The organism is Amycolatopsis sp. NPDC098790, from assembly GCF_044759945.1.
Taxonomy (GTDB): Bacteria; Actinomycetota; Actinomycetes; order Mycobacteriales; family Pseudonocardiaceae; genus Amycolatopsis.
This window is the reverse complement of sequence record NZ_JBIWAI010000002.1, coordinates 2369836-2392234: the sequence shown is the minus strand read 5'-3', so window position 1 is coordinate 2392234 and position 22399 is coordinate 2369836. Positions and strand designations below refer to the sequence as shown.

Annotated in this window: 24 protein-coding genes and 1 pseudogene; 11 read left to right on the top strand and 14 right to left on the bottom strand. The window is 69.8% G+C overall.

What is annotated here, in order from left to right:
* Positions 1–58 precede the first annotated feature (58 nt).
* Entirely contained in the window at positions 59–643 is a 585-nt protein-coding gene (locus ACIQWX_RS24790; RefSeq protein WP_364615146.1) for an XRE family transcriptional regulator, read from the top strand.
* Here the strand turns inward: ACIQWX_RS24790 and ACIQWX_RS24785 are convergent.
* On the bottom strand, positions 640–1251 hold the full coding sequence (locus ACIQWX_RS24785) for an LUD domain-containing protein (RefSeq protein WP_400875363.1): 612 nt from the start codon (positions 1249–1251) through the stop codon (positions 640–642). The two genes, ACIQWX_RS24790 and ACIQWX_RS24785, sit on opposite strands and share 4 nt — an antisense overlap.
* A gap of 120 nt (positions 1252–1371) precedes the next feature.
* Here ACIQWX_RS24785 and sigJ point away from each other — a divergent pair, with 120 nt between their 5' ends.
* Entirely contained in the window at positions 1372–2241 is an 870-nt protein-coding gene (sigJ, locus tag ACIQWX_RS24780) for an RNA polymerase sigma factor SigJ (RefSeq protein ID WP_400875361.1), read from the top strand.
* Here sigJ and ACIQWX_RS24775 read toward each other — a convergent pair.
* Both ACIQWX_RS24775 and ACIQWX_RS24770 read right to left on the bottom strand, forming a co-directional pair.
* Positions 2238–3227, bottom strand: a complete 990-nt coding sequence (locus ACIQWX_RS24775) for a sigma-70 family RNA polymerase sigma factor (protein WP_400875358.1) — start codon at positions 3225–3227, stop codon at positions 2238–2240. The genes sigJ and ACIQWX_RS24775 overlap by 4 nt on opposite strands.
* Positions 3228–3247: 20 nt before the next feature.
* Positions 3248–3727, bottom strand: a complete 480-nt coding sequence (locus tag ACIQWX_RS24770; protein ID WP_400875355.1) for a GNAT family N-acetyltransferase — start codon at positions 3725–3727, stop codon at positions 3248–3250.
* A gap of 18 nt (positions 3728–3745) precedes the next feature.
* Between ACIQWX_RS24770 and ACIQWX_RS24765 the strand changes: the two genes are divergently transcribed.
* From ACIQWX_RS24765 to ACIQWX_RS24750, 4 genes are all read left to right on the top strand, one after another.
* Positions 3746–4330, top strand: coding sequence for a cupin domain-containing protein (locus ACIQWX_RS24765; protein WP_400875353.1), 585 nt, complete (start codon positions 3746–3748; stop codon positions 4328–4330).
* 136 nt (positions 4331–4466) lie between these two features.
* Positions 4467–5957, top strand: coding sequence for a glycoside hydrolase family 28 protein (locus tag ACIQWX_RS24760; RefSeq protein ID WP_400875900.1), 1491 nt, complete (start codon positions 4467–4469; stop codon positions 5955–5957).
* 139 nt (positions 5958–6096) lie between these two features.
* On the top strand, positions 6097–6360 hold the full coding sequence (locus ACIQWX_RS24755; protein WP_400875350.1) for a hypothetical protein: 264 nt from the start codon (positions 6097–6099) through the stop codon (positions 6358–6360).
* Between the two features lie 61 nt (positions 6361–6421).
* On the top strand, positions 6422–6823 hold the full coding sequence (locus ACIQWX_RS24750) for a hypothetical protein (protein WP_400875348.1): 402 nt from the start codon (positions 6422–6424) through the stop codon (positions 6821–6823).
* A 1-nt stretch (position 6824) separates the two neighbouring features.
* Here ACIQWX_RS24750 and ACIQWX_RS24745 read toward each other — a convergent pair whose 3' ends face one another.
* Positions 6825–7019: a hypothetical protein gene (locus tag ACIQWX_RS24745; protein WP_400875346.1), complete on the bottom strand. Its 195-nt coding sequence runs from the start codon at positions 7017–7019 to the stop codon at positions 6825–6827.
* A 159-nt stretch (positions 7020–7178) separates the two neighbouring features.
* On the opposite strand from ACIQWX_RS24745, the gene ACIQWX_RS24740 reads away from it, so the two are divergent.
* Together ACIQWX_RS24740 and dmpG are read left to right on the top strand one after the other, a co-directional pair.
* Positions 7179–8078: an acetaldehyde dehydrogenase (acetylating) gene (locus tag ACIQWX_RS24740; protein ID WP_400875344.1), complete on the top strand. Its 900-nt coding sequence runs from the start codon at positions 7179–7181 to the stop codon at positions 8076–8078.
* Entirely contained in the window at positions 8075–9100 is a 1026-nt protein-coding gene (gene dmpG / locus ACIQWX_RS24735) for a 4-hydroxy-2-oxovalerate aldolase (protein WP_400875342.1), read from the top strand. Before ACIQWX_RS24740 ends, dmpG begins: the two co-directional genes overlap by 4 nt.
* Here dmpG and pip read toward each other — a convergent pair.
* Entirely contained in the window at positions 9097–10014 is a 918-nt protein-coding gene (gene pip, locus ACIQWX_RS24730; RefSeq protein ID WP_400875340.1) for a prolyl aminopeptidase, read from the bottom strand. The genes dmpG and pip overlap by 4 nt on opposite strands.
* 117 nt (positions 10015–10131) lie before the next feature.
* On the opposite strand from pip, the gene ACIQWX_RS24725 reads away from it, so the two are divergent.
* Positions 10132–11151, top strand: a complete 1020-nt coding sequence (locus tag ACIQWX_RS24725) for a hypothetical protein (RefSeq protein ID WP_400875338.1) — start codon at positions 10132–10134, stop codon at positions 11149–11151.
* Positions 11152–11197: 46 nt separating this feature from the next.
* On the opposite strand, the gene ACIQWX_RS24720 is transcribed toward ACIQWX_RS24725, so the two are convergent.
* Positions 11198–12715, bottom strand: coding sequence for an FAD-dependent monooxygenase (locus ACIQWX_RS24720; protein WP_400875336.1), 1518 nt, complete (start codon positions 12713–12715; stop codon positions 11198–11200).
* Between the two features lie 65 nt (positions 12716–12780).
* Between ACIQWX_RS24720 and ACIQWX_RS24715 the strand changes: the two genes are divergently transcribed.
* On the top strand, positions 12781–13413 hold the full coding sequence (locus ACIQWX_RS24715) for a TetR/AcrR family transcriptional regulator (protein ID WP_400875334.1): 633 nt from the start codon (positions 12781–12783) through the stop codon (positions 13411–13413).
* Between the two features lie 66 nt (positions 13414–13479).
* On the opposite strand, the gene ACIQWX_RS24710 is transcribed toward ACIQWX_RS24715, so the two are convergent.
* The 5 genes from ACIQWX_RS24710 to ACIQWX_RS24690 form a co-directional block, all read right to left on the bottom strand.
* Positions 13480–16554 carry a helicase HerA domain-containing protein gene (locus ACIQWX_RS24710; RefSeq protein ID WP_400875331.1) on the bottom strand — a complete coding sequence of 1025 codons (3075 nt, stop codon included), beginning with the start codon at positions 16552–16554 and terminating at the stop codon, positions 13480–13482.
* Entirely contained in the window at positions 16551–17162 is a 612-nt protein-coding gene (locus ACIQWX_RS24705) for a hypothetical protein (protein WP_400875328.1), read from the bottom strand. The genes ACIQWX_RS24710 and ACIQWX_RS24705 overlap by 4 nt, the downstream gene beginning before the upstream one ends.
* A 25-nt stretch (positions 17163–17187) precedes the next feature.
* Positions 17188–18276 (bottom strand): hypothetical protein, encoded by a 1089-nt coding sequence (locus ACIQWX_RS24700; RefSeq protein WP_400875326.1) that lies wholly within the window; start codon positions 18274–18276, stop codon positions 17188–17190.
* A gap of 9 nt (positions 18277–18285) precedes the next feature.
* The gene (locus ACIQWX_RS24695) at positions 18286–18789 is read right to left on the bottom strand and encodes a DUF4365 domain-containing protein (RefSeq protein ID WP_400875323.1); all 504 of its coding nucleotides are present in this window, start codon (positions 18787–18789) and stop codon (positions 18286–18288) included.
* Between the two features lie 255 nt (positions 18790–19044).
* Positions 19045–19929 (bottom strand): LysR family transcriptional regulator ArgP, encoded by an 885-nt coding sequence (locus ACIQWX_RS24690; RefSeq protein ID WP_400875321.1) that lies wholly within the window; start codon positions 19927–19929, stop codon positions 19045–19047.
* 66 nt (positions 19930–19995) lie between these two features.
* Here ACIQWX_RS24690 and ACIQWX_RS24685 point away from each other — a divergent pair, with 66 nt between their 5' ends.
* Positions 19996–20598 (top strand): LysE/ArgO family amino acid transporter, encoded by a 603-nt coding sequence (locus ACIQWX_RS24685; protein WP_400875318.1) that lies wholly within the window; start codon positions 19996–19998, stop codon positions 20596–20598.
* Position 20599: 1 nt separating this feature from the next.
* On the opposite strand, the pseudogene ACIQWX_RS24680 reads toward ACIQWX_RS24685, so the two are convergent.
* The 3 genes and pseudogenes from ACIQWX_RS24680 to ACIQWX_RS24670 form a co-directional block, all read right to left on the bottom strand.
* Positions 20600–21087, bottom strand: a pseudogene (locus ACIQWX_RS24680) (methylated-DNA--[protein]-cysteine S-methyltransferase).
* Complete coding sequence (locus tag ACIQWX_RS24675; RefSeq protein WP_400875315.1) at positions 21087–21452, bottom strand: hypothetical protein; 366 nt, start codon at positions 21450–21452, stop codon at positions 21087–21089. Before ACIQWX_RS24675 ends, ACIQWX_RS24680 begins: the two are co-directional and overlap by 1 nt.
* A complete protein-coding gene (locus ACIQWX_RS24670; RefSeq protein ID WP_400875312.1) occupies positions 21449–22162 on the bottom strand; it encodes a 2OG-Fe(II) oxygenase in 714 nt (237 codons plus the stop codon). The genes ACIQWX_RS24675 and ACIQWX_RS24670 overlap by 4 nt, the downstream gene beginning before the upstream one ends.
* Between the last annotated feature and the right edge of the window lie 237 nt (positions 22163–22399).

Here is a 22399-nt window from a genome sequence, read left to right as displayed (position 1 = left end):
CTTCGCGAATCCGACAACAAATGTTGCCGTTTTCGCAACGAGCGCGTTTCCTGGAGGCATGACCGACGCGATCACCCAGGCCCTGTCCGAGGTCGGCCCCCGCCTCAAGCGGGTCCGCACGCAGCGGCGGGTCACGCTGGCCGACCTCTCGGCCGCGACGGGCATCTCGAAGAGCACGCTCTCCCGCCTGGAGTCCGGGCAGCGCAAACCGAGCCTCGAGCTGCTGCTGCCGATCGCGCAGGCCCACCAGGTACCCCTCGACGAGCTGGTCGGCGCCCCGGAGGTCGGCGACCCGCGGGTCCGGCTGACCGCCCGCCGCCTCCCGCGCAGCAACGGCGCGACGATGACCGTCCTGCCGCTGACCCGCCAGCCCGGCGCGCCCCAGGCGTTCAAGATGATCCTGGAACCGGAGACCGGCGAGCCCGACCCGCAGGTCCACGAGGGCTACGAGTGGCTCTACGTCCTGTCGGGCCGGCTGCGCCTGATCCTGGCCGACCGCGACATGACGCTGGGGCCGGGCGAGGCGGCCGAGTTCGACACGCGCCTGCCGCACTGGTTCGGCGCGGTCGGGCGGCCGGCGGAGATCCTCAGCCTGTTCGGCAAACAGGGCGAGCGGCTCCACCTGCGCGCCAAGTCCCGCTAGAACCCGATCGCCTCACGCAGCAACAGCACGGTGGCGCGTCCCGGCCGCGGTTCCCCGTTGAGCACCAGCAGGCGGTTGACGGCGCTCGGCCACCCGTAAGCCTCCCGCGTGCGGACGCTTTCCAGCGGCAGGCAGTGCTCCTCGACGCGGCGCAGCGCGGTCTCCAGGTCGGGCACGATCTTCTGCGCACCGACGATCCAGATCGCCTGGGCCGCGCCCCCGGCGTACGCGGGCAGCTGGCTTCCGCTGCCCGAAGCGGCCACGAGCGAACCGGTTTCGGTGACCGCCGCGACGCTGCCCACGACGACGTCCGGGCTCGCGAGCAGCCGCCGGATCTCGTCGGCGCCGGTCGCGCGGTCGATGGCCAGCACCCGCGGCCGGATGGCCTCGTAGCTCCCGGTCGCGTTGAGGTCGTCCTCGATGCCGGACCGGCGGAGGGTCTCGCTGGACCCGGTGAACACGGCGGCCCCCGCCGGGACCAGCTCCTTGACGCGGATGCGCGCGGCGGCGGCGTCGTCGAGGATCTCCACGGCGAACCCGTGTGCGGTCAACGCGGCGGCCGCGCGCTCCAGGGTTCCGGCGGGGGCGGGCTCGGCGAAGGTGGTCATGCTGGCTCCAGAACGTGGTCGGATCGGTTTCGGAGGGTTCGACAACGCAGCCGGCCGAAACGTGAGGCCTCACATTCCGGGGCGCTGCCCGGTCGTACCGGTGACGACGAAGGGAGCACGATGACCACTCCGGACCCGGTCATGGGCGAGCGGCGCGCGTTGCTCAACATCGCCTACCGGCTCCTGGGCAGCTTGGCCGAGGCCGAGGACGCCGTCCAGGAGGCCTACGCCCGCTGGTTCGCGCTGGCGCCGGACCGGCGGGACGCGATCGTGTCGCCGGGCGCGTGGCTGACGACGGTGACCGGCCGCGTCTGCCTGAACGTCCTCGGCTCGGCCCGGGCCCGGCGCGAGACCTACGTCGGCGACTGGCTTCCCGAGCCGGTGCCCGAGGACCAGGGCGGCGACCCGGCCGACCGGGTCACCCTCGACGAGTCGGTCGGCATGGCCTTCCTGGTCGTGCTCGAGTCGATGACGCCGGCCGAGCGCGTCGCGTTCGTCCTGCACGACGTCTTCTGCCACTCGTTCGCGGAGGTCGCCGAGATCGTCGGCCGGACGCCGGCGGCGTGCCGTCAGCTGGCGTCCTCGGCCCGCCGCCGGGTCCGCGCGGCCCGGGGCACGGCGACCCCGGCCGCACGGCAGGCGGTGATCGTCCGGGACTTCAAGCAGGCGTGGGAGGCCAAGGACATCGACGCCCTGATCGGCCTGCTCGACCCCGCCGCCACCGCGACCGCGGACGGCGGCGGTCTCGCCACGACGTTCCTGCACCCCCTCGAAGGTGCCGAGCGGATCGCGGCCGCCTGGGTCGAGCTGGCCCGGCGCCGGCCCCCCGCCACGGCGTTCGTGGAGCGCACGGTGAACGGGCGCCCCGGGCTGGTGGCCGTGGAGGACGGCGTGACCGTGACGGTGTTCGCGTTCGACGTCGCGGACGACCGGATCCGGCACATCTGGGTCGTCCGGAACCCCGAGAAACTGCGTCTCTGGACGAGCTAGGGGAGCGTCTCCGGCAGGCCGAAGCCCGCGTACATCTTCGGGTCGAGGAAGCCGATGATCTCCGCGATCTTGTCACCGCGCAGCGTCAGCACGTTCACGCAGCCGATGCGGAAGACGCCGTCGGGGTGGCGCTGGTAGCAGGCGAACGCGAGCTGGCCGGCGGCCCGGACCGGCACCAGCCGCCACGGCGTCGCGAACACGCTGCCGGAAAGGAAGCGGGCGACGTCGTCGCGGCCGTCGAACCAGGCGGGCAGCGGCGGCATCGTGAAGCGGGCGTCCTCGGCGAGCAGGTGCAGCAGCGCCGGGACGTCCGCGCGTTCCCAGGCCGCGACGAAGTCCGCCACCAGCGTGCGTTGCGCGTCCTCGCCGAGGGCGCGCAACGTCGCCTGCTGGCTCTGCGAAGGCGCGTGCTCGTCGAGGGTCCTGCGCGCCCGCTGCAGCGCGCTGTTGACCGAAGCGACCGACGTGCCCAGCGCGTCGGCGACTTCCGCCGCGGAGAACGCGAGCACCTCGCGCAGGATCAGCACGGCCCGCTGGGTGCCGGGCAGGTGCTGCAGTGCCGCGATGAACGCCAGTTCCACGCTTTCGCGGAGTTCGAAGCGGCGTTGCGGGTCCCAGTCGTCTTCGGGGTAGGGCTCGACGAACACCTCGCCGTCGACCGGGTCGGCCAGCGGGTCGCCGGGGCTCGCCGCAGGGTGGAAGTCGCGCGGCATCAGGCGTTTCGGACGCTGCTTGATCAGCCGCAGGCAGGCGTTCGTGGCGATCCGGTAGAGCCACGCGCGCACCGAGCTGCGCCCCTCGAACCCGGCCAGCCCGCGCCACGCGCCGAGCAGGGCCTCCTGCAGCGCGTCTTCGGCGTCGTGCAGGGCACCGAGCATCCGGTAGCAGTGGGCGCGCAGCTCGCTCTGGTAGGGCCGCACGAGCCGGTCGAACGCGCCGCGGTCCGCGCGTCGCGCCGCTTCGAGGAGGTCGGCTTCGGTGTCCATGCGCGCATCCTGCCCGACGGTCAGCCGAGTTCGCGCTGCATCAGGAGGGTGTCGAGCCACCGGCCGTGCTTGAACCCGACGCGCCGGAGCACGCCGACGTCGGTGAAGCCGGCCGCGCGGTGCAGGTTCCGCGACGCGGGGTTGCCGGAGTCGACGACGACCGCGATCGCCTGCCGGGCGCCGGCTTTCGCGCACCGCTCGAGCAGTTCGTCCAGCAGCCGGCGGCCGTGCCCGTGCCCGGCGGCTTCGGGCGCGAGGTAGATCGTGGTCTCGACCGTGTGCCGGTAGGCGGGCTTCGGGCGCCACGGCGAGGCGTACGCGAAGCCGTCGACCTTCGTGCCGCGCAGGACGAGGAACGGCAGTTCGCTGATCTTCGCGCGCCACTGGTCCGCGGTGGGCGGTGTCGTCTCGAACGTGAAGACCGAATCGGTGACGTAGGGCGCGAAGACCGCCGCGATGCCTTCGGCGTCGGCGTCACTGGCTTCCTCGATAGTGGACATAATGGGTATCATAGGGGAATGATCGACCCCGTCGCCCTCGGCCGCCGCCTGCACGACCTGCGGGCCGACCGCGGCCGGGCGTTGAGCGCGCTGGCCGCGCGGGCGGCGGTGAGCGTGAGCATGCTGTCGGCGATCGAACGCGGCGAGAAGACGCCGACGGTGGTGGTGCTGTCCCGCGTAGCCGACGGCTTGGGCCTGTCGCTGTCGCGGCTGCTCGCCGACCTGGAGGCGGACCGGGTGATCGTCCGCCGCGCGGCGGAGCAGGACCACGTCGCGGAACCGGGCGGCTGGCACCGCACGGTCCTGACGCCGGTAGTCCCCGGCGTCAACTTCGAATGGATCCGGACCACGCTGCCGCCGGGGTGCGACGCGGGCAGTTTCCCGGCGTACGCGGCGGGTTCGCACGAGTTCGTCGTGGTCGAGGCGGGGACGTTGTGGCTGGGCGTCGGCTCGGCGGAGTACGTCCTGGCGGCGGGGGATTCGCTCTACTTCCCGGCCGACGCAACGCATTCGTACGCCAACCGCGGTGCGGAGCCGTGTTCCTACCACGTCGCGGCGCTGGTGATGCGCTCACGCTTGACTCATCCGATCACTTCCTCTTAGCCTGATTTGGCGCATTCCCGATCCGCCGTCGGAGCACCGCGTGGTGTTTCCGCCGCGGCTAGGAAAGGGAGCTTTCGTGAGCAGACCGTTGAGCCGTCGTCGTGCGGTCACGTGGGGAGCGGCGGCCGGGGCCGCGCTGCCATTCATCGGATCTCCGGCTTTCGGGGCGGAGGAGAACGAGCCGGGCCGCGTCTTCGACGTCACCAAGTTCGGCGCCAAGGGCGACGGCCGCACCCTCGACACCGCGGCGATCAACCGCGCGATCGACGCGGCCGCGACCCGCGGCGGGACCGTGTACTTCCCGGCCGGGACGTACGCGAGCTATTCGATCCACCTCAAGAGCAACGTGGCGCTGTACCTGGCGGCGAACGCGACGATCCTCGCGGCCACCCCGGCCGGCGGCAAGGGGTACGACCCCGCCGAACCGGGCGCGGGCAACCCGTACCAGGACTTCGGGCACAGCCACTGGCACAACAGCCTGATCTGGGGCGAGAACCTGGAGAACGTCACCATCGAGGGGCCGGGCAAGATCGATGGCAAGGGTCTCGTCGCGGGCGGCAGCGCGGAGTCCGCGCCGCTCAACGGGAACAAGGCGATCGCGCTCAAGCTGTGCCGCAACGTGGCGATCCGCGACATCACGATCGTCAACGGCGGGCACTTCGGCATCCTGCCGACCGGCGTCGACAACTTCCGCATCGACGGTCTCGTGATCGACACCAACCGCGACGGCATCAACATCGACTGCTGCAAGAACGTCCGGATCGCGAACACGACGGTGAACTCGCCGAACGACGACGCGATCGTGCTGAAGAGCTCGTACGCGCTGAACCGGGTGCGGGACACGGAAAACGTCACGATCGACAACTGTTTCGTGAGCGGCTACGACCTTGGCACGCTGATCGACGGCACGTTCAAGACGTCGTCGTACGGCCGGACCGGCCGGGTCAAGTTCGGCACCGAGGCCAACGGCGGGTTCCGCAACATCGCGATTTCGAACGTGGTCTTCGAGTACTGCCGCGGCCTGGCACTGGAAACCGTCGACGGCGGTTGGCTGGAGGACGTGACGATCAGCAACCTGACGATGCGCAACGTCCAGATGCCGCTGTTCCTGAGGCTGGGCGCGCGGATGCGCGGGCCGGCGGGCATCCCGGTCGGCTTCCTGCGGCGGGTGAGCATCAGCGACGTCACGACGTTCGCCGCGGACCCGAGGTATCCGTCGTGCTTCGCGGGGATCCCGGGCCACCCGATCGAAGACGTCAAGCTGAGCAACATCCGCCACCACCTGGCGGGCGGCTTGACCCCAGGCGACGCGGTCCAGAACCCGCCGGAGCTGGAGACGGCGTACCCGGAGCCGTCGATGTTCGGCACGCTGCCGGCGTACGGGTTCTTCATCCGGCACGCGCGCGGGATCGGTCTGGACAATGTGGACGTCCGATTCGGAGCGCCGGACACGCGCCCGGCGTTCGTGGCGCGCGACGTCGCGGATCTGGACGTGCACCACTGCCGCGCGGACAAGGTGGCGGGGACCCCGACGTTCGTCCTGGACGACGTGGACGACTTCCGGGTGAGCGACGGCCGCCCGGTCCCGGAGGCGAAGGTGGCGCACGCGGACCACGAGGAGCTGTAGAGAACGTCCGGCCGGGCCCCGGCGCCGCCGCGGGACCCGGCCGGTTTCGCCCTCGCCGGCGGCTCGCCGCTGCTAACGTCCGGCGGGTGAAGGTGTGGTGGTGCGGTGCCGTGGTGGGGGTGGGTCTGCTGGTGGCGGCGTGCACGGGAGGCGGCTCGGGCACCGGCGTGGTGGTCCCGCGGACACCGTCCACGTCGGACACCCCGGCCCCGGCGACGACGACCGAACCACCGACGGTGACGACGACGCCGGCCCTCACGACGACTCCGGCAACGAGGGCGCACCCGCCGACGGCGACAACGAAGAAGCCGACGACTCCCCACCGCACGACGACCCGCCGCCGGCCGCGCTGACCTCAGCGGCCGCGCATTGCGATCCGGCGACGACGACCGGACGGCTGTAACCGCCGCCGCCCCTTCGGCGACCTCACCGCTGTCCGATTCGAACTCGTCGAAGGTGTACCGGTGAAGTCTTGGTGGTGCGGGCTGCTGCTCGCCACGGGCGTGGCGACGGCCGCCTGCGGTGCGTCTCCGCAAGCTCCGCGTGCTCCGGACCCGCCTCCCGCCAGCGAATCGATCCTCACCATCGAGCCGACACCCGTCGTGACCGTCACGGTGCCGGCGACGTCGAGCGCCGCGGCGACGACGTCCGCGACGGTCCCGGCGACCACGAAGAAGGCGCCGGTCCGCAAGACACCGACCCGGAAGCCGCCGCAATACGGGTACCAGTGCCGGGACGGCGACGAGACGAAATTCGAGGTCTGCGCCGGCCACAAAGCGTGGATCGACGGACAGCGCGAGTTCACCGACTGCCTGAACGGCGGCGGCACCTGGGACATCGACACCCAGCGCTGCGTACGTCCCTGACTCAGCGGCCGCGCAGGTCCGGCCGGGCCAGTCCGACGCCCGCCAAGGCGATCAGCGCCACCGCCACCACCGCGACGATCACTTCCAGAACCGGCACCCTCGCCGCCGCCGTCGTCAAGGTGATGATGCTCGACACCAGGAGCAACACTCCCGCCGCCAGGCTGAGCCAGCACAGCGGGGCCGTCCTCGGGATCACGTGCCAACGGGGTCTGCCCGGCCATCGCGCCTCCTCGTTCGGTTGCCTTCCGAAGCTGCCCCGATCGCGGGGTGATCAAACCGGCGCCCGACATGCACGTTCCGCTGGTCGGAACACAAGACTGTCCTCGCCGACGCGCCCGGTGCGACGGTCGGGGGCATGGCACCCGTGAAAGCGGCGATCGTCGGCCCCGGCAACATCGGCACCGATTTGCTGGCGAAGCTGCGACGCAGCGAAGTGATCGAAGTCGGATACATGGTCGGCGTAGTCGAGTCCGACGGGCTCCAGCGCGCCCGCGCGCAGGGGATCGAAGCGTCCGCCGAGGGCGTCGACTGGCTGCTGCGCCAGGAGGAGCTGCCGGAGCTGGTGTTCGAGGCGACGTCGGCGAAGGCGCACGCCGCCAACGCCCCTCGCTACGAAGAGGCCGGCATCCAGGCGGTCGACCTCACCCCGGCGCACCTCGGCCCGATGGTGTGCCCGCCGGTGAACCTCGGCGCGCACCTCGACGCGCCGAACGTCTCGATGATCACCTGCGGCGGCCAGGCCACGATCCCCATGGTGCACGCGGTTTCCCGGGTGACGCCGGTGCCGTACGCGGAGATCGTCGCGTCGGTCGCCTCACGCGGCGCGGGACCTGGTACCCGCGCGAACATCGACGAGTTCACGCGCACGACGTCCAGCGCGGTCGCCGAAGTGGGCGGCGCGGGGCGCGGCAAGGCGATCATCATCCTCAACCCGGTCGAGCCGCCGATGATCATGCGCGACACCGTGTTCTGCGCGATCGGGCCCGACGCCGACCGCGACGCGATCACCGCGTCCATCCACGAAATGGCCGAAGAAGTCCGAAAGTATGTCCCCGGCTACACGTTGCGCGCGGACCCCCAGTTCGACGACGCGCGCGAGGAGTGGGACGGCAACGCCCGCGTCGGCATCTTCCTCGAAGTCCGCGGCAACGGCGACTACCTGCCGGAGTACGCCGGGAACCTCGACATCATGACCGCCGCGGCCGCCCGCGTCGGCGAGCTCATGGCGCGCGCGAAGCAGGAGGTCCCGGCGTGACCCGGCCAGCACTGAAGCACGACGTCCGGATCGTCGACACGACGCTGCGCGACGGCAGCCACGCGATGGCCCACCGCTTCACCGAACAGCACGTGCGCGACACCGTGCGCGCGCTGGACCGCGCCGGCGTCGAGGTGATCGAGGTGACCCACGGCGACGGCCTCGGCGGCTCGTCGTTCACCTACGGCTTCTCCGCCGTCGACGAGCTGAAGCTGATCGCCGCGGCCCGCGAAGAGGCGAAGCAGGCGAAGATCGCCGTGCTGCTCGTGCCGGGAATCGGGACGGCGGAAGACCTCCAGCGCGCGTTCGACGCGGGCGCGGAGATGGTGCGCGTGGCGACGCACTGCACGGAGGCCGATGTCTCGCCGCAGCACTTCGGGCTGGCGCGCGAGCTCGGCATGGAGACCGCCGGGTTCCTGATGATGGCGCACCGGACGCCGCCGGAGGACCTCGCGAAGCAGGCGCGGATCATGGTCGACGCGGGCTGCCAGGCGGCGTACGTGACTGACTCGGCCGGCGCGCTGCTGATGCACGAAGCCCGCGCGCGGTTCGAGGCGCTGGTCGCGGAGGTCGGCGACACGGCGTGGGTCGGCTACCACGGCCACCAGAACCTGAGCCTCGGCGTCGCGAACTCCGTGCTGGCGTACGAGGCCGGCGTCCGCTACATCGACGGGTCGCTCTGCGCGCTCGGCGCGGGCGCCGGCAACTCGCCGACCGAGGTGCTCGCGGCGGTGTTCGACCGCCTGGACATCGACACGGGCCTCGACGTCGGCGGGCTCCTCGACGCGGCCGAAGAGGTCGTCCGCCCGTACCTGAACCGCTGGCCGAAAATGGACCGCAACGCGATCGTCCAGGGCTGGGCCGGGGTCTATTCGAGCTTCCTGCTGCATGCCGAGCGTGCGGCCGAACGGTACGGCGTGCCGGCACAGGCGATCCTGCGCCGCTGCGGCGAACTCGCGCTCGTCGGCGGCCAGGAGGACATGATCATCGACGTGGCGGTGACGCTGGCCGCCGAGGGCTAACCCGCGAACCGGTCGAGCGCCGCGAGCGTCCAGGCGCGCTTGACGTCGCTGGCCCGGTGCCCGGAGTGGTCGTCGACCAGCAGCTCCGCACCGGGCCACGCCTCGGCCAGCTCGACCGCCGTCGTCACCGGGCAGCTCAGGTCGAGGCGGCCGTGGATGAGCACGCCCGGGATGCCGGCGAGCCGGCCGGCATCCCGGATCACCGCGCCCTCCTCCAGCCAGCCCGCGTTCGCGTAGTAGTGCGTTGTGAGGCGGACGAACGCGAGGGTCGCGTCGTCCACCGGTTCGTCTCGCACCGGGGGAGCGCCGGGCTCGAGCGACAGCACGACGTCCTCCCACCGCGACCACGCGGCGGCCGCCCGGTCGCGGACCGCCGGGTCGGGGTCGGCCAGCAGCCGCGCGTACGCGGCGACGTCGTTTTCGGTGCCCAAGCTGAACCGCGCCCATTCCTCGGGGAAGAACCGGCGCACCCCGCGGTAGAGCCAGTCGATCTCGCAGCGGCGCGTGGTGCTGATCGCGCTGAGCACCAGTTCCGAAACGCGCTCCGGGAACCGCTCGGCGTACACCAGCGCGAGCGTCGTGCCCCACGACCCGCCGGTGACCAGCCACCGCTCGATGCCGAGGTGCTGCCGCAGCTTTTCCAGATCGGCGACGAGGTGGCCGGTGGTGTTGTCCCGCACCGAATCGACGGCGTTCGGGGTGCTCCGGCCGCAGCCGCGCTGGTCGAGCAGCACCACCCGGTAGCGCGCGGGGTCGAACATCCGCCGCATCCCCGGAACGCAGCCCTGGCCGGGCCCGCCGTGCAGCACGACCGCGGGCTTGCCGGCCGGGTTCCCGCTGGTCTCCCAGTGGATCCGGTGCCCGTCGCCGACGTCGAGGAGCCCCTGGTCGTAGGGCTCGATCGGCGGGTGCATCGGCGTCTCCTCGGTGTCCGCAGGCGGTCAACGTCCGGTCTTGACCGGTTCGCGGCACGCTCTCCGCCAGCAGAATCGGTCCCGATCGATCATTCCACTTCCGCTGAGGGGACTTCGATGAAACGCAGGATCTTCGCCGCGGCCGTGGCCTGCGCGGCCACGTTCGCGGGGCTGCTCGGCGCCGCTCCGGCGGCGCAGGCGGCGACGTCGGTGACGTTCACCCCGCGCACGGTGACCTCGCCGCACGAGACCCAGTACATCGCGGCGCTGGGTTCGGTGCAGCTGGCGATGACGGCGAACCAGACCGCGTACGTCTACTCGACGCTGCGCGCGAACAACGCGTCCAACACGACGCTGATCGACAACGAGGTCCGCTGCTCGAGCACGAGCGGCTGGACGAAGAACGAGGTGCTCGGCCAGAACGTCATCATCGCGAGCGCCACCGGCACCCCGGCGTCGCTGCGGGACATCAACGTCACGACCCGGTTCCTGGTGCACCCGGGCGCGGCGGGCACCGTCACGTGCACGACGTACCTGCGCAGCGCCAACCTCGGGCTGGGCAACTCGACCGTGCGGCTGGCGAGCGGCGAGCTGAAGTTCGCGGACACCAGCGTCGCGAACACGACGGCCGGCACGCCGCCGCAGGCCGACGACGGTGACACGCCGCCGGGCCGCGTCATCGGCCTCGGCTCCGCGGCCCCGACGGTCCGCGAGCCGGCCACCGGCATCTTCGAGATGGCGCCGGTGACCGGGCTGAGCGTGTTCGGCGACATGGAACTGATGGCGTGCTACCCCGAGCCGAAGGACGGCTGCCCGGTGAACAGCATGACCGCCCGGGTGACGCTGTTCGTCAACCAGTGGAAGGCCGACGGCACGCTGTGCAAGTCGGACGCCTCCTCGAGCGTGACGGCGTTGGTCCGCCGCGACGTCCACCACTACGTGGTCCCGCTGAACACGCGCTTCACGGCGGCGACGGGCAACGGCTGCGTGCCGAAGTTCAACTTCTACGTGAAGACCGACTGGGTGAGCGGCTCGACGGGCGCGGTTCAGATGGCGTCGGGCGGCCTGCCCGACGCGATCGGTTCGACGGCGAAGCACTACGACGCGATGAGCCACGCTTTCGCGGTCGCTTACTGAATTCCTTGGGGCGCGCCGGTTTCCCGGCGCGCCCCTTTCTTCGTTGTCAGGCGGGTTCGCCGAACCAGCGGTGCAGCGAGTCCGCCAGGCCGGTCGTCGTGCCGTCCTCACGGGCCCAGGCGATGTAGCCGTCCGGCCGGACCAGGACCCCGGTGAGGGACGGGTCGCTGACGCACTTCGCCGTCAGCGTCGTCACGTGGTCGGTCCAGCCGCTCGCCGTCTCGCGCAGTTCGGCGTTCTCGGCGAGGTCGAGCAGGAGCGCCTTGCCGTCCTGGAGGTGCTCGCCGAGCCGGGTGCCGTCGGCGAACGCGAAGTCGGGCGCGCCGCGGCCGGTGAGGTCGTGCTCGCCGTCGATCGGGTACCGGTGCAGGACCCCGGAGAGCTTCTTGGCCAGGTAGGTGGCGCCGTCGTCGGTGAGCAGCAGGTCGGTGACGACCTGGCGCAGCGCCTTCGTCCGGACGTCGCTGCGCATCAACGCGACCTGCGCCCGGGTCCACTCGAGGACCCACTCGCCGATCGGGTGCCGTTCGGTCGTGTAGGTGTCGAGCAGGCCGTCCGGCGCGGTGCCGTGGATGGTCGCGGCGAGCTTCCAGCCGAGGTTGACGGCGTCGCCGATGCCGAGGTTGAGCCCTTGCCCGCCGAAGGGGGAGTGGACGTGCGCGGCGTCGCCGGCCAGCAGCACGCGGCCCTGGCGGTAGGTGCTCGCCTGCCGCGCGTTGTCGGTGAAGCGCGTCGCGCTGTGGATCTTCTTGATCCGGATGTCGGCGCCGGACACGCGTCGGAAGCTTTCTTCCAGCTCCTCGGCGGTGACCGGGGTGGTCCGGTCCGCGGGCGGCCCGTCGAACTCGACGGTCAGCATCCGGCCGGGCATCGGCCCGTGGACGTAGAGGCCGCCGTTGCCGTGTTGCCAGCCGGCGGGGAGTGCGTCGGCGCCGGTCAGCTCGGCGAGCGCCTGCCGCCCGGTGATGGCGGGGTCGGTCCCGGGGAACTCGAACCCGGCGTGCTTGCGCACGAAGCTGCGGCCGCCGTCGGCCCCGACGAGCCAGGCCGCGCCGACCTCGGTGCCGTCGTCGAGCCGCACGGTGACGCCGTCGTCGCCGGCGTCGAACCCGATTACCTCGACCCCGCGCCGGATCTCGGCCCCGAGTTCGACGGCGCGCGCGGCGAGTACCGCCTCGACGGCCTGCTGCTGGATCACGACGACGCGCGAGGCGGGCCCGACCTCGCGGAAGGCGGGGTCGTCGAAGTGGACCCCGCCCGAAGCGATCATGATCCCGGCGAAGTGCCCCACCGGGATCGCGGCTTTCGGTCCTCCCGCGCCGCGTGACTTCAGGAACGCCTCGATCTGCTTGGCGTTCTGCTGCACGACTTCCTCCACCGCGGGCAGCAGGCCACGGCGGTAGAAGGCCTCGGCGGTCGTCAAGTTGACCGCTCCGGCCTTGATGGTCGTGTCCGGCTCGCTCAGCCGCTCGACGACCAGCACGTCCACGTTCTTCAGCCGGAGTTCGCAGGCCAGCATCAACCCGACCGGTCCGCCCCCGGAGATCACCACATCCCTGTTCATGGCTCCGATGATGCCGCGAAACTTTTACCGAGTCAAACTTTGTGCTCGGTCTATACTCTCGGTTCATGGCGGATCACGGACTGCGCGAGCGCAAGAAGCGGGCCACGCGCGAGCTGATCTCGAACGTGGCGACGGGCCTGTTCATCCAGCGCGGCTTCGAGGAGGTGACGGTGGCCGAGATCGCCGAGGCGGCGGGCGTCTCGAAGATGACGGTGTTCAACTACTTCCCGCGCAAGGAGGATCTGTTCCTCGACCGCCACGCGGACCGGCTGGCGGAGTTGACCGAAGTGGTCCGTTCCCGCCCGGCCGGGGAGTCCCCGGTGGCGGCGTTGCGCGCCCACCAGCACGCACTGTTGGCTTCGGGGCATCCCCTGTCGGGCGCGATCACCGGCGGCCCGGGGTTCTGGTGGGTGCTGACGTCGAGCCCGGCGTTGACGGCCCGGTGGTACGAGCAGGAGCGGGAGATCGCCGCGGCGATCGCGGAGGTGCTGGTTTCCGAGACGGGCGAGGTGTTCCGGTCCCGGATGGTGGCGGGCTTGCTGACGACGGCGATCACGACGGTGTTTTCGCACGCGATGGGGCGCATCGTGGCGGGCGGGGACGCGGAGGTGGTCCGGGGGGACCAGGTCGCGGTGATCGACCAGGCGTTTGACCTGGTGGAACGCGGAGTGGGCGACTTCCCGGCTGCGTCGAGCTGATTGAGGTCAGCGCGCCCCGATGCGACCGGGACACTGCATCCGGTACTCCGTCCCGCCGGCGAGCGCTCAGGTGCGGCGGGCGCGTTCGACGACCTCCTCCTCGTGCAGGGGGCCGGTGTGGTGGCTGAGGCAGATCGGTACCTCGATCTTGCTGAAGCCGGTCCCTTCTCCCGCGGCATAGAAGGTTCCGCGGCCAAGCCTGCCGAGATCGTCCACAACCGAGGTTCGCGAGGCCGCCATGGCCTTGGCTGCGTCAATCTGGGCCTGCGCCGTCAACCGGCCGAGGAACTGGTTTGCCGTGTTCCCGACAGTCTGGTGGTGAATGGACCTGGGTGCCTGCGAGGCGAGCACGATACCGAGACCGTACTTCCGGATCTGGCGGATGAGCTCGACCGTGCTTTCGGTACTGGGATTCGCGCTGCCCGACGGAACGAAGTTCTGTGCCTCGTCCATGACCAGCAAGCCACCCAACGGACTGTCGCCCGCGGGATGCGCCCTGAACCAGGAAAACAGTGCGGCTTGCAAACGGCTGACGAACCGGGCCGGCGCGTCGCCTGAAAGCCCGACGAAGCTGATGACCGATATCCGAGATTTCTTTCCCGTCGACGGCGTCAAGAGCAGCCCCGGATCGGCCGGTGCGCCGGACTCCCCGAACAGGGGGTCGGTCTCCATCGAAGCCTCGAGGGTGTCCGCCATCTCGACGGCCAGCCGGGTCATCCTGCTGTTGACGGTGTCGGGTGGTGGCTCGCCGAGCAACTCGACGAATCCGGCCAGTTTCTGCCCTCCGTCGCGTACGTAGTGATTCAGCACTCGTTTGAGGATTCCCAGCTGCCTCGTCGCGCGCGGGCCATTGCCGCGGACGCCTGCGGGCGGCGCGAGCGTCGCGACTGTGGAGGCAAGCAGGCGCGTGAAGTCGTCGCTATCGCCCAGCACCGGGCCGAAATCGGGAAGCGGGTGAAAAGACAGCGGGCGGCCGCGGTTCAAGCCCGGGGTCCAGACCATCACCTCGGTGTCGGAGAAGTAGCGCCGAGCATCGGCCTCGTGTTCCTCTGTCCATTCGTCCGGTGTGCTCGGCCATCGGTCACCGAGACGACCGAGGTCGTCGTTCGGGTCGAGGACGATGGCCGAGACGCCTTGCAGCGCGCACTGTTCAACGATCCGTTTGATCAAAACCGTCTTTCCAGAACCGGCGGCGCCGATCACGGCAGTGTGCATGCGCAGCTGCCGCGCGGCCACGGTGAAGGGGCGGGTACCTCGCTTCGTCACGCCGATGGTGATCTGGGACCGGGGCGGCGTGCTGTCGTTCTCCGAATGGTCGGGTGATCGAGAACCGCCGAGATGACGTCGCAACTCGCTCTGCACGCCGGCAAGCACCTCGCTCCGCGATGCCGGACGCGCTTGCTTCAGCCAGGCGCCGAGACCGGGTGGACTGGTGGCGAGGAGCTCCCGCAGCGCGGTGAACGTTCTGACGTCGTCGGCGCCGAACGGCACCGATGATCCGCCACGAGCCAAGAAGTCGTCCTTCATTTCGTCGCTCTTGGGGCCTCCTGGATAGGGGGTGTTCCGCAGCAGGGTCAGGTGTCGATCCGATGAGCCCGCGGTCAGTTCGGCTTCGTTCATCGCGTTTCGCATGCGCGCTTGGGTCGCGACCGCCTTTTCCGCGGAGATGGCCCGGAAGGACCAACGAATGTCGTCGTCGATGTCTTCGGCGATGGAATAGTGTAGCGTCGCGTGCAACGCCGGATTGCGGCCGAAGTCAATCTCGACTTGGCAGCGGGAGTCGCCGTCGAGCTCCAGCACCAGACTTTTCAGGCCGGCGCCGATCAGGCCGGGCATGAGCCGATCTTCGGTTTCCTTGGCGAACGGCGAAGCGATGTCGGCTTCCCTCCGCAGGTCTTCGAACCGTTCGGTCAGGGTGTCGTCTCCGGCTTCTGGTGCCAGCGTGACCTTTATAGCGGGCTGTTCGGGGGCCAGCGAGGTCAGCTCTACGACCGCCCCGGAGTCCAAACAACTCTTGACGTGTTCGGCGATTCGGCTGAGCAGCCGCCGTACGGTGTAGCGATGCGGTGCCTCGGCGAGCGCGGCGGCGCCGATCGGCCAGGTCGGGCTCGGTGGCGCGAAGCCGGCCGCTGCGTAGGCAGCCTGGAAACGCCTGGCCACGATCTGCTCGGCGGTCGATCGATCAGGAATCGCTCCAAGCTCGGGCAGAAGATCGATGCGGTCCAGAGCGGAACCCAGTGCCACCTTCGAGATCTTTTGCCAAGTATCCGACTGGCAGGCGACCACCATGAGGGTGCGGCGAGTCTCCTCCCGTAGCTCCATGAGCCCCGCGGCGATGTCCAGGCTCAAGCGTCTCGCCGCGCTGCGCTCGGCGGATGAGGGTGAGTTCTCGGACGTCTCCGAGATTTCGACGAGATGGTCGAGCTGGTCGAACGCGAAGACCAGCGGTCCGACCAGGGCGAAGAGGCGGGTGAGGTCTCGAAGAACGAGCTGAGCCGACCGCGCGCGTGACGGCAGTCCCCACGCAGTGCGCTGCTCCAGTTCGTCGTCGTTGAGAGCAAAGTAGGAAGTACCTGCCTCGACGGCCATGCCTGCGGACGCGACGAGCGCCAGCGCGCGGGCCGTGTAGCCCGCTTCGTTGCCGACCTGCCGGTCCAGGCGCCTGATACCGCTTACGAACGAGTCCAGATGAGCTCGGGTCAACTCGCGTTCACCGATGACGGCGGCGCGGACGTCGTTGTCGAGACCGGCTCGCCGGGCGAGTTCATCGAGCAGGAGAAGTAGCTGTTCGTGGCCACCGTCGTCTTTGCGGTACAAGCTGTCGACCAGGCTGCCGGTGGCACTCTCCCAAAAATCACGGCCCGTGACCAGCTTGATGTAGAAGAAGAAGCCGCTCCGCGACTGAATCTGTTGGCGAGTCCAGCCGAGGAGGTGGGTTTTGCCGGCTCCTTTATCGCCTCGTACCACGGATATGGTGGGAGTGCGATGGTCGCTCACCACGTCCATCGCGGCGAGGAGGCGCCGGGACACGTCGGGGTGAAGGCTCGCGACGTGGTAAGAAGACTGCGACGTCCACACCTCATCCGGTGTCGGCGCGGTGGTTATGGACAATCGCTCCAGCGCCTCGAGTTGCGGGTTCATGCCGCACCGATCTTCAGCAAATGGCGCGCTTCGCCACCGATCTCGACCGCAGCCCGCCGGTCATCGTCGGTCAGCGTCTTCCGGTTGAGTTCGGCCGTCAGGCGCACGTCGGGCTGTTCGATCATCCGGTCGAGCTCGGCGTCGACGACGTCGCGGGGAACGTCCTCCAACCAGGGACGCAGCGCTGACAACTTGACCGGACTGCCGGGGGAACGGCGGACGGTCAGCTCGGCGTATGCCGCGCGGATCCAAGTCTCGATGTCGGGCCGGAAGAATTCGCCGAGCTTCGTATCGGAGCGCGACAGGTAGGCACCGACGCTGTCCAGTACGGCGTAAAGGGCTCCAGCCGGGAACTTGGCACCGTCCGGGCAGCCGGCTACGAGTGCGGTGTCGCACCAGCTCAGCCCGTCAGGGGTGAGCCGGTGGGTGTTGACTCTGCCGCGCCTCGTCGTCGTGACCAGCTTGGCCTCGCGGTTCACGCTTCTCCGCACCTCAGCGGTGATTTCCAGACCTGCCAGGTCACGCAATTCGCGATTGGTCACCGGCCGCGCCACGACCATGAGAGCGAACAACGATACCTGGTCTCGCACGGTCAATCCGGTCGCCACGTGAGCCTCCTGGAATCGGTTCGGTTCAGATTTCGAGCCTCCGCCCGGGCACCAGCTCCACCCGGCCGGTCGTGCTGGACAACGCGCCGGACACGGTGACTCGGCGCCTTTCACGATGGGCGGTGATGGCCCGGTCGTAGGTGACTTGATCGGCCAGCCGAACCCACACCGTCGCCCGACGCGACTGCTCGGCGCGCTCGGTGTGCAGGTCGCCACGGATTTTGATCCGCCAGCGGTCGCCGGTCGCGGAATCGTCCTCGAGCCCCGACACCACGCCGGTTACCGTCGCTGCTCCGGAAGCGTCGAGCCCCCGCAACCGCGATGCTGCAGCATGAAGCAGGGACGCCGAGGTGGGCGGGAATACGAGCACGTGCGATGGTTTGTCGAGCGGCCGTGCGCGGGCCCAGCGGAAGGTGATCTCGAACGGTTCGTCGCGGCCGCGAGCGGACAGATCGCCGAGGGCCCGGCACAGGTCTCCTGAGACGCCGGTGGTGACGGATTCGTCGAAGGCCTCAGGATAACCGGCAAGTACCGCGTTGCGAGCAGCGCTGATCGCTTCCAGCATCTGCGTGACGATCGTCCGTCCGGCCGGCGGGTTCGTGGTCCGGGCGCCGGAGGGTTCGTTCACAGCCAGTCGAACCTCGAGGACGTAGCTGCCTGACCGTGCCGCGCCGAGCTCAGCGGCTCGCAGTACATCGCCGACTGCGGCCGGCGGCCGCCCCGCGAATGAGAAATGCGGGCCCTGCAGGACGGTACGGGTTGCTGTTGCGAGGAGGCTTCGGACACCGTCCAGCGCTTGCACACCGGACGCCAGGGAGGTGTAGCCGGCGTCGTGGTCTTCGGGGAACGTGCGGAAAAGCAGCCTGTCGAGATGGGGGCGGGAGATTTCCGAAGCGATCTCTGATTCCGGGCGGCCTTCGACTGCACGAAGACAGCGCAGGATGTCACGTACGCGGCGTTCGCCGTCCCGCAGACCGTCCTGAGCGGGGACCAGAACCTCGAAGTCCTCGGCGTGTCTCCAAGAACTTGCTCCGTGCGAGTCCTCCGCAACCCGTTCCCAGCCGGTTTCGGACAGGTAGCCGACGATGTCGTCGATCTGCAAGGGAATCGTCATGGTGTGCGCCTACCAGTCCGACTGGGTTTCGGTGAGGCGGCGCAAGGTCGCGACCGTGAGTACGTTCGCGGTCGGAACCTTGACCAGGCGTTTCCGATTGCGATCCGGGTGGGGAATCGGAGTCTCGGAACGGAGCGAGACGAAGTATCCCAGATGGCGGAGCATCACACCGTCGGTGATGGAGGCGGCGTACGACTGGTTGTCCAGCGGAACACAGACGACGAAGAGGAACCGGGGCACGGTGAAATCCGGCCCGGCAAGCTTGTTGAACTGGCATTCGTCGAGGCCGCGAAAGTTCAAGTGCCCGGACGAGCCCGACGGCCTTGACCAAGTCTTGATCTGGGCTTCAATGGTCGGCGAGTAAACCTTGCCGTACCGACCGCTGGCACGGAACCCGAGGTCGATGCCGTCCACGTCGAGATCGTCCTTCAGAACGAGAAGTCCCGCCGCCGAAGCCAGCACACGCACGTAGTCTTCACCGAATTTGCCCTGATGCTGTTTGGCGTCGAGCATGCAAGCCCTCCCGGCGAGTGCAACCTGCCTCGGCTGCGAGCCTATGGGCCGGATTGGGCGCTGTCTGTACGGCAACTTGTTGACGTTCATCGGAGCCGACATCTCGCTGCGTTGCCGACTCGATCTCGCGCTGGTCCGGCATCTGAGCGGGAATGAGTTGACAAGCGGTGATGCTGCGGATCGAGCCCTTCGTGTCTCGCGGTCACCACGGATACTGAGTTCAACGAACCGAAAGCTCGCGAGATCTCGTGCTGATCAGCGGAGTGCTTGGTTCGCGCCCTCGGCGACTGCTTGGGCGACGGCCGCGAGGGCGGGGGAGTCCAGCTTCCACTGCTGCCAGTGCAGCGGTACGTCCAGCGGGCGGTCCGGGGCCAGGTCCACCAAGGCGTCTCCGCGGGGTGCCGCCTGGATCTCCGGGACCATGCCCCAGCCCAGGCCGGCCGCCACCGCGTCGGCGAACGACTCCGATGCCGGGATGTAGTGGCGGACCAGGGTGAACGTGCGGCGGCGGGTGAGGCCGCGGAGGAAGCGGTCCTGGAGGTCGTCCTTGCGGTCGAACAGGATCACCGGTGCCTGGGGGAGGGACGCGGGGAGCGGGTCCGCGGACAGCCAGCGTTCGATGAACCCGGGGGACGCCATCGCGCGGTAGCGCATGCGGCCCAGGCGGACCGACGTGCAGCCCTGGACCGGCTGCGGCGACGCCGTCACCGCGGCCATCACCAGGCCCTCGCGCAGGAGCGCCGCCGTGTGGTCCTGGTCTTCGCGTTGCAGGTCGAAGCAGATTTTGTGCGATTCCGGGAGCCGCGCCAGGCTCGGGAGGAACCACGTGGCGAGGGAGTCCGCGTTCACCGCGATCGACAGCGTCCGGGGCGACGAGCCGAGGCCCAGCTCGGCCAGGGCGTCCTGCTCCAGCTGGGCCAGTGAGCGCGCGAAGCGGATCAACACCTGACCGGACTCGGTGAGCGTGACCGGCTTCGTGCGGAGCAGGAGCACGCGGCCCGTGCGCTGCTCCAGGGCCTTCACCCGCTGGCTGACCGCCGACGGCGTCACGTGCAGCACCGCCGCCGCGGCGTCGAAACTTTGCTCGTCCACGACGGCCAGCAGCGTCCTGACCTGGTCGAGCGGGAGATCTGGCATCACGAGCGCTAATGTTACGTAAGAATCTTTAGCTGGAGTAATCCAGCGGGACGGTCGTACCGTGGACGGGTGCTGCCGCTGCTCCTCGCCGGGTTCGGAACCGGTCTCTCCCTCATCGTCGCCATCGGTTCCCAGAACGCCTTCTTGCTGCAACAGGGTCTGCGCGGTGGTGCTGTCGCTCCGCTCGTCGTCATCTGTGCCGTGTCGGACCTCGTGCTGATCGGGCTCGGCGTGAGCGGGATCGGGGCGGTGCTTGAGCAGTGGCCGACGGCGATCGGGGTGATCGCCGTCGGGGGCGGGCTTTTCCTGCTCGGCTACGGCGCCCTCGCCGCGCGGCGGGCGTTCCGGCCGTCGGTCATGGCCCTCGGCGACGCACGGACGCCGTTGCGCAAGGCCGTGCTCGCCTGCGTGGCGTTCACTTGGCTCAACCCGCACGTCTACCTGGACACGGTGCTGCTCCTCGGCTCGGTCGCGGTCGCCCACGGCGACGGTCGCTGGCTGTTCGGCCTCGGCGCCGGCATCGCGAGCGCCGTCTGGTTCAGCGCCCTCGGCTTCGGCGCCCGTCGCCTCGCCGGAGTCTTCGCCCGGCCCGCGGCCTGGCGTGTCCTCGACGTCCTGATCGCCGTCACGATGACCGCCCTCGGCGCGACGATGCTTCTGAGCCACGTGTGATTCACCAGAGCTGCCCACGCTCGTCGGCCGGCGGGCGTTCCAGTTCCAGCAGGAACTCCTTGCGTTTGACGCCGCCCGCGTACCCGGTGAGCTTCCCGTTCTTCCCGACGACCCGGTGGCACGCCACGAGGATGCTCAGCGGGTTCCGCCCGACGGCGGCCCCGACTTCGTGCGGCAACGCCCCGACGGCTTGCGCGAGGTCGCGTACGTGGCGGTCGCGCCGTACGGGATCTCGGCGATCTCGGCCCAGACGTTCCGGTCGAAGGCGGGCCCGTCGGCTCGCGTGCGCACGTCGAATTCGGTGCGCTGGCCGGCGAAGTACTCCTTCAGCTGCGCCACCGCGGCCGGGAACGCCGAGTCGTCGCGCGGGCCGAACGTGGTCCGGTCGGGACGGGTCCAGTGGTGCGGGAAGTAGAGGCCGGTGACGACGTCGCTGTCGCCGACCAGGGTGAGTTCGCCGATCGGTGAGTCGATGATCGCGTGGTGCATCAGTTCTCCCAAGTGGTGCCGTCTGTTCGGGCGCCGCGCAGCCCGGGGACATCGGCCAGCTTCGCGGTGGCGACCGTCCGATGTGGACTCCATCCGGTGGACAGCTCGAGCCGCCGGGACATGCCTGCCCAGCCGGCCGGGGTGGCGCTGACCACCCAGACGTCCGGGTCCGGCGCCGCGAAGCGCCGGGCTTGACGCAGCCACGACGCCGCCGTCTCCGGCCACGTCACGGTCGCGAGCACGAGGCCGCCCCAGGCTTCGGCGATCCGGTGGCCGTGGGCCCGCGAGGTGGTGTCCGTGCCGATCACTATGTGCCGCGCTGGGCCGATCAGCTTCACGAGTGCCTCGAGTTCCGCGTCGGTCATGCCGCGTCGTGGAAGACGAGGCCCAGGGTGTGCCGCCGGCCGGACCGCACGGCCGAGACGCCGTGTCGCACCGGCGACGCGGACCAGCCGCGGGCCGAGCGGACGGGGCGGTCGCGGGTGGTGAAGACCAGGCCGTGGCCTTGCGGGATGAGCGTCGCGGTGCCGCGCGACTGGGCTCGCGGGCGTTGTTCGACGAGCAGGAACTCGCCGCCGGTGTGGTCGACGCCCGGTTCGTTGAGGTTGATCACGACTTGCAGCGGGAAGACCTTGTCGCCGTAGAGGTCGCGGTGCAGTGCGTTCCAGCCGCCGGTTTCGTAGCGGAGGAGGATCGGGGTGGGCCGCCGTTGCCCGGCGTCGTGGCAGATCGTCAGCCATTCGTCCAAAGTGGACGGCCATTCCGGCTCACGGCCGAGCCGGGTGTACCAGTCTTGGGCGATGGACAGCAGGCGTGGGTAGAGGGCTTGTCGTAGTCGCTGGACGGGTTCCGGGAAGGGTTCGGCGAAGTAGTGGTAGTCGCCGTGGTCGCCGAAGCGGTGACGGCGCAGGTTGACGGTCGCGCGGAAGTGGTCGGGCCGGTCCCAGAGTGCGACGATCTTCGCGCATTCGGCCGGAGTGAGCAGCGGCGGAAGGAGCGCGCAGCCGTAATCATCGACCTCGGCGGCCACCGCGCCCCAGTCAGCCGCGGCGACGCGTTTCTCGAAGGTGCTCATATTGGGTAGACGCCCGGGCGGGGTGAAACGTGAGATCGGATGGGCGAGAAGTTTCGCTTGGTGTTACCCGAGCGGCGAGAGAAAGAGGGACCGGCTAGGGGCGGGAGCGCGAGCGCTGGAGGGGGTGGCGAGAGGGCGATGGCTCAGGTGGGAGGCAGCGCGAGGGGACGAGGGCTGGAGCAAGGGGGTGGGGCGCTGCGAGACGGCCGGGCGGACGAAGGGAAGAGGTGCGGATGG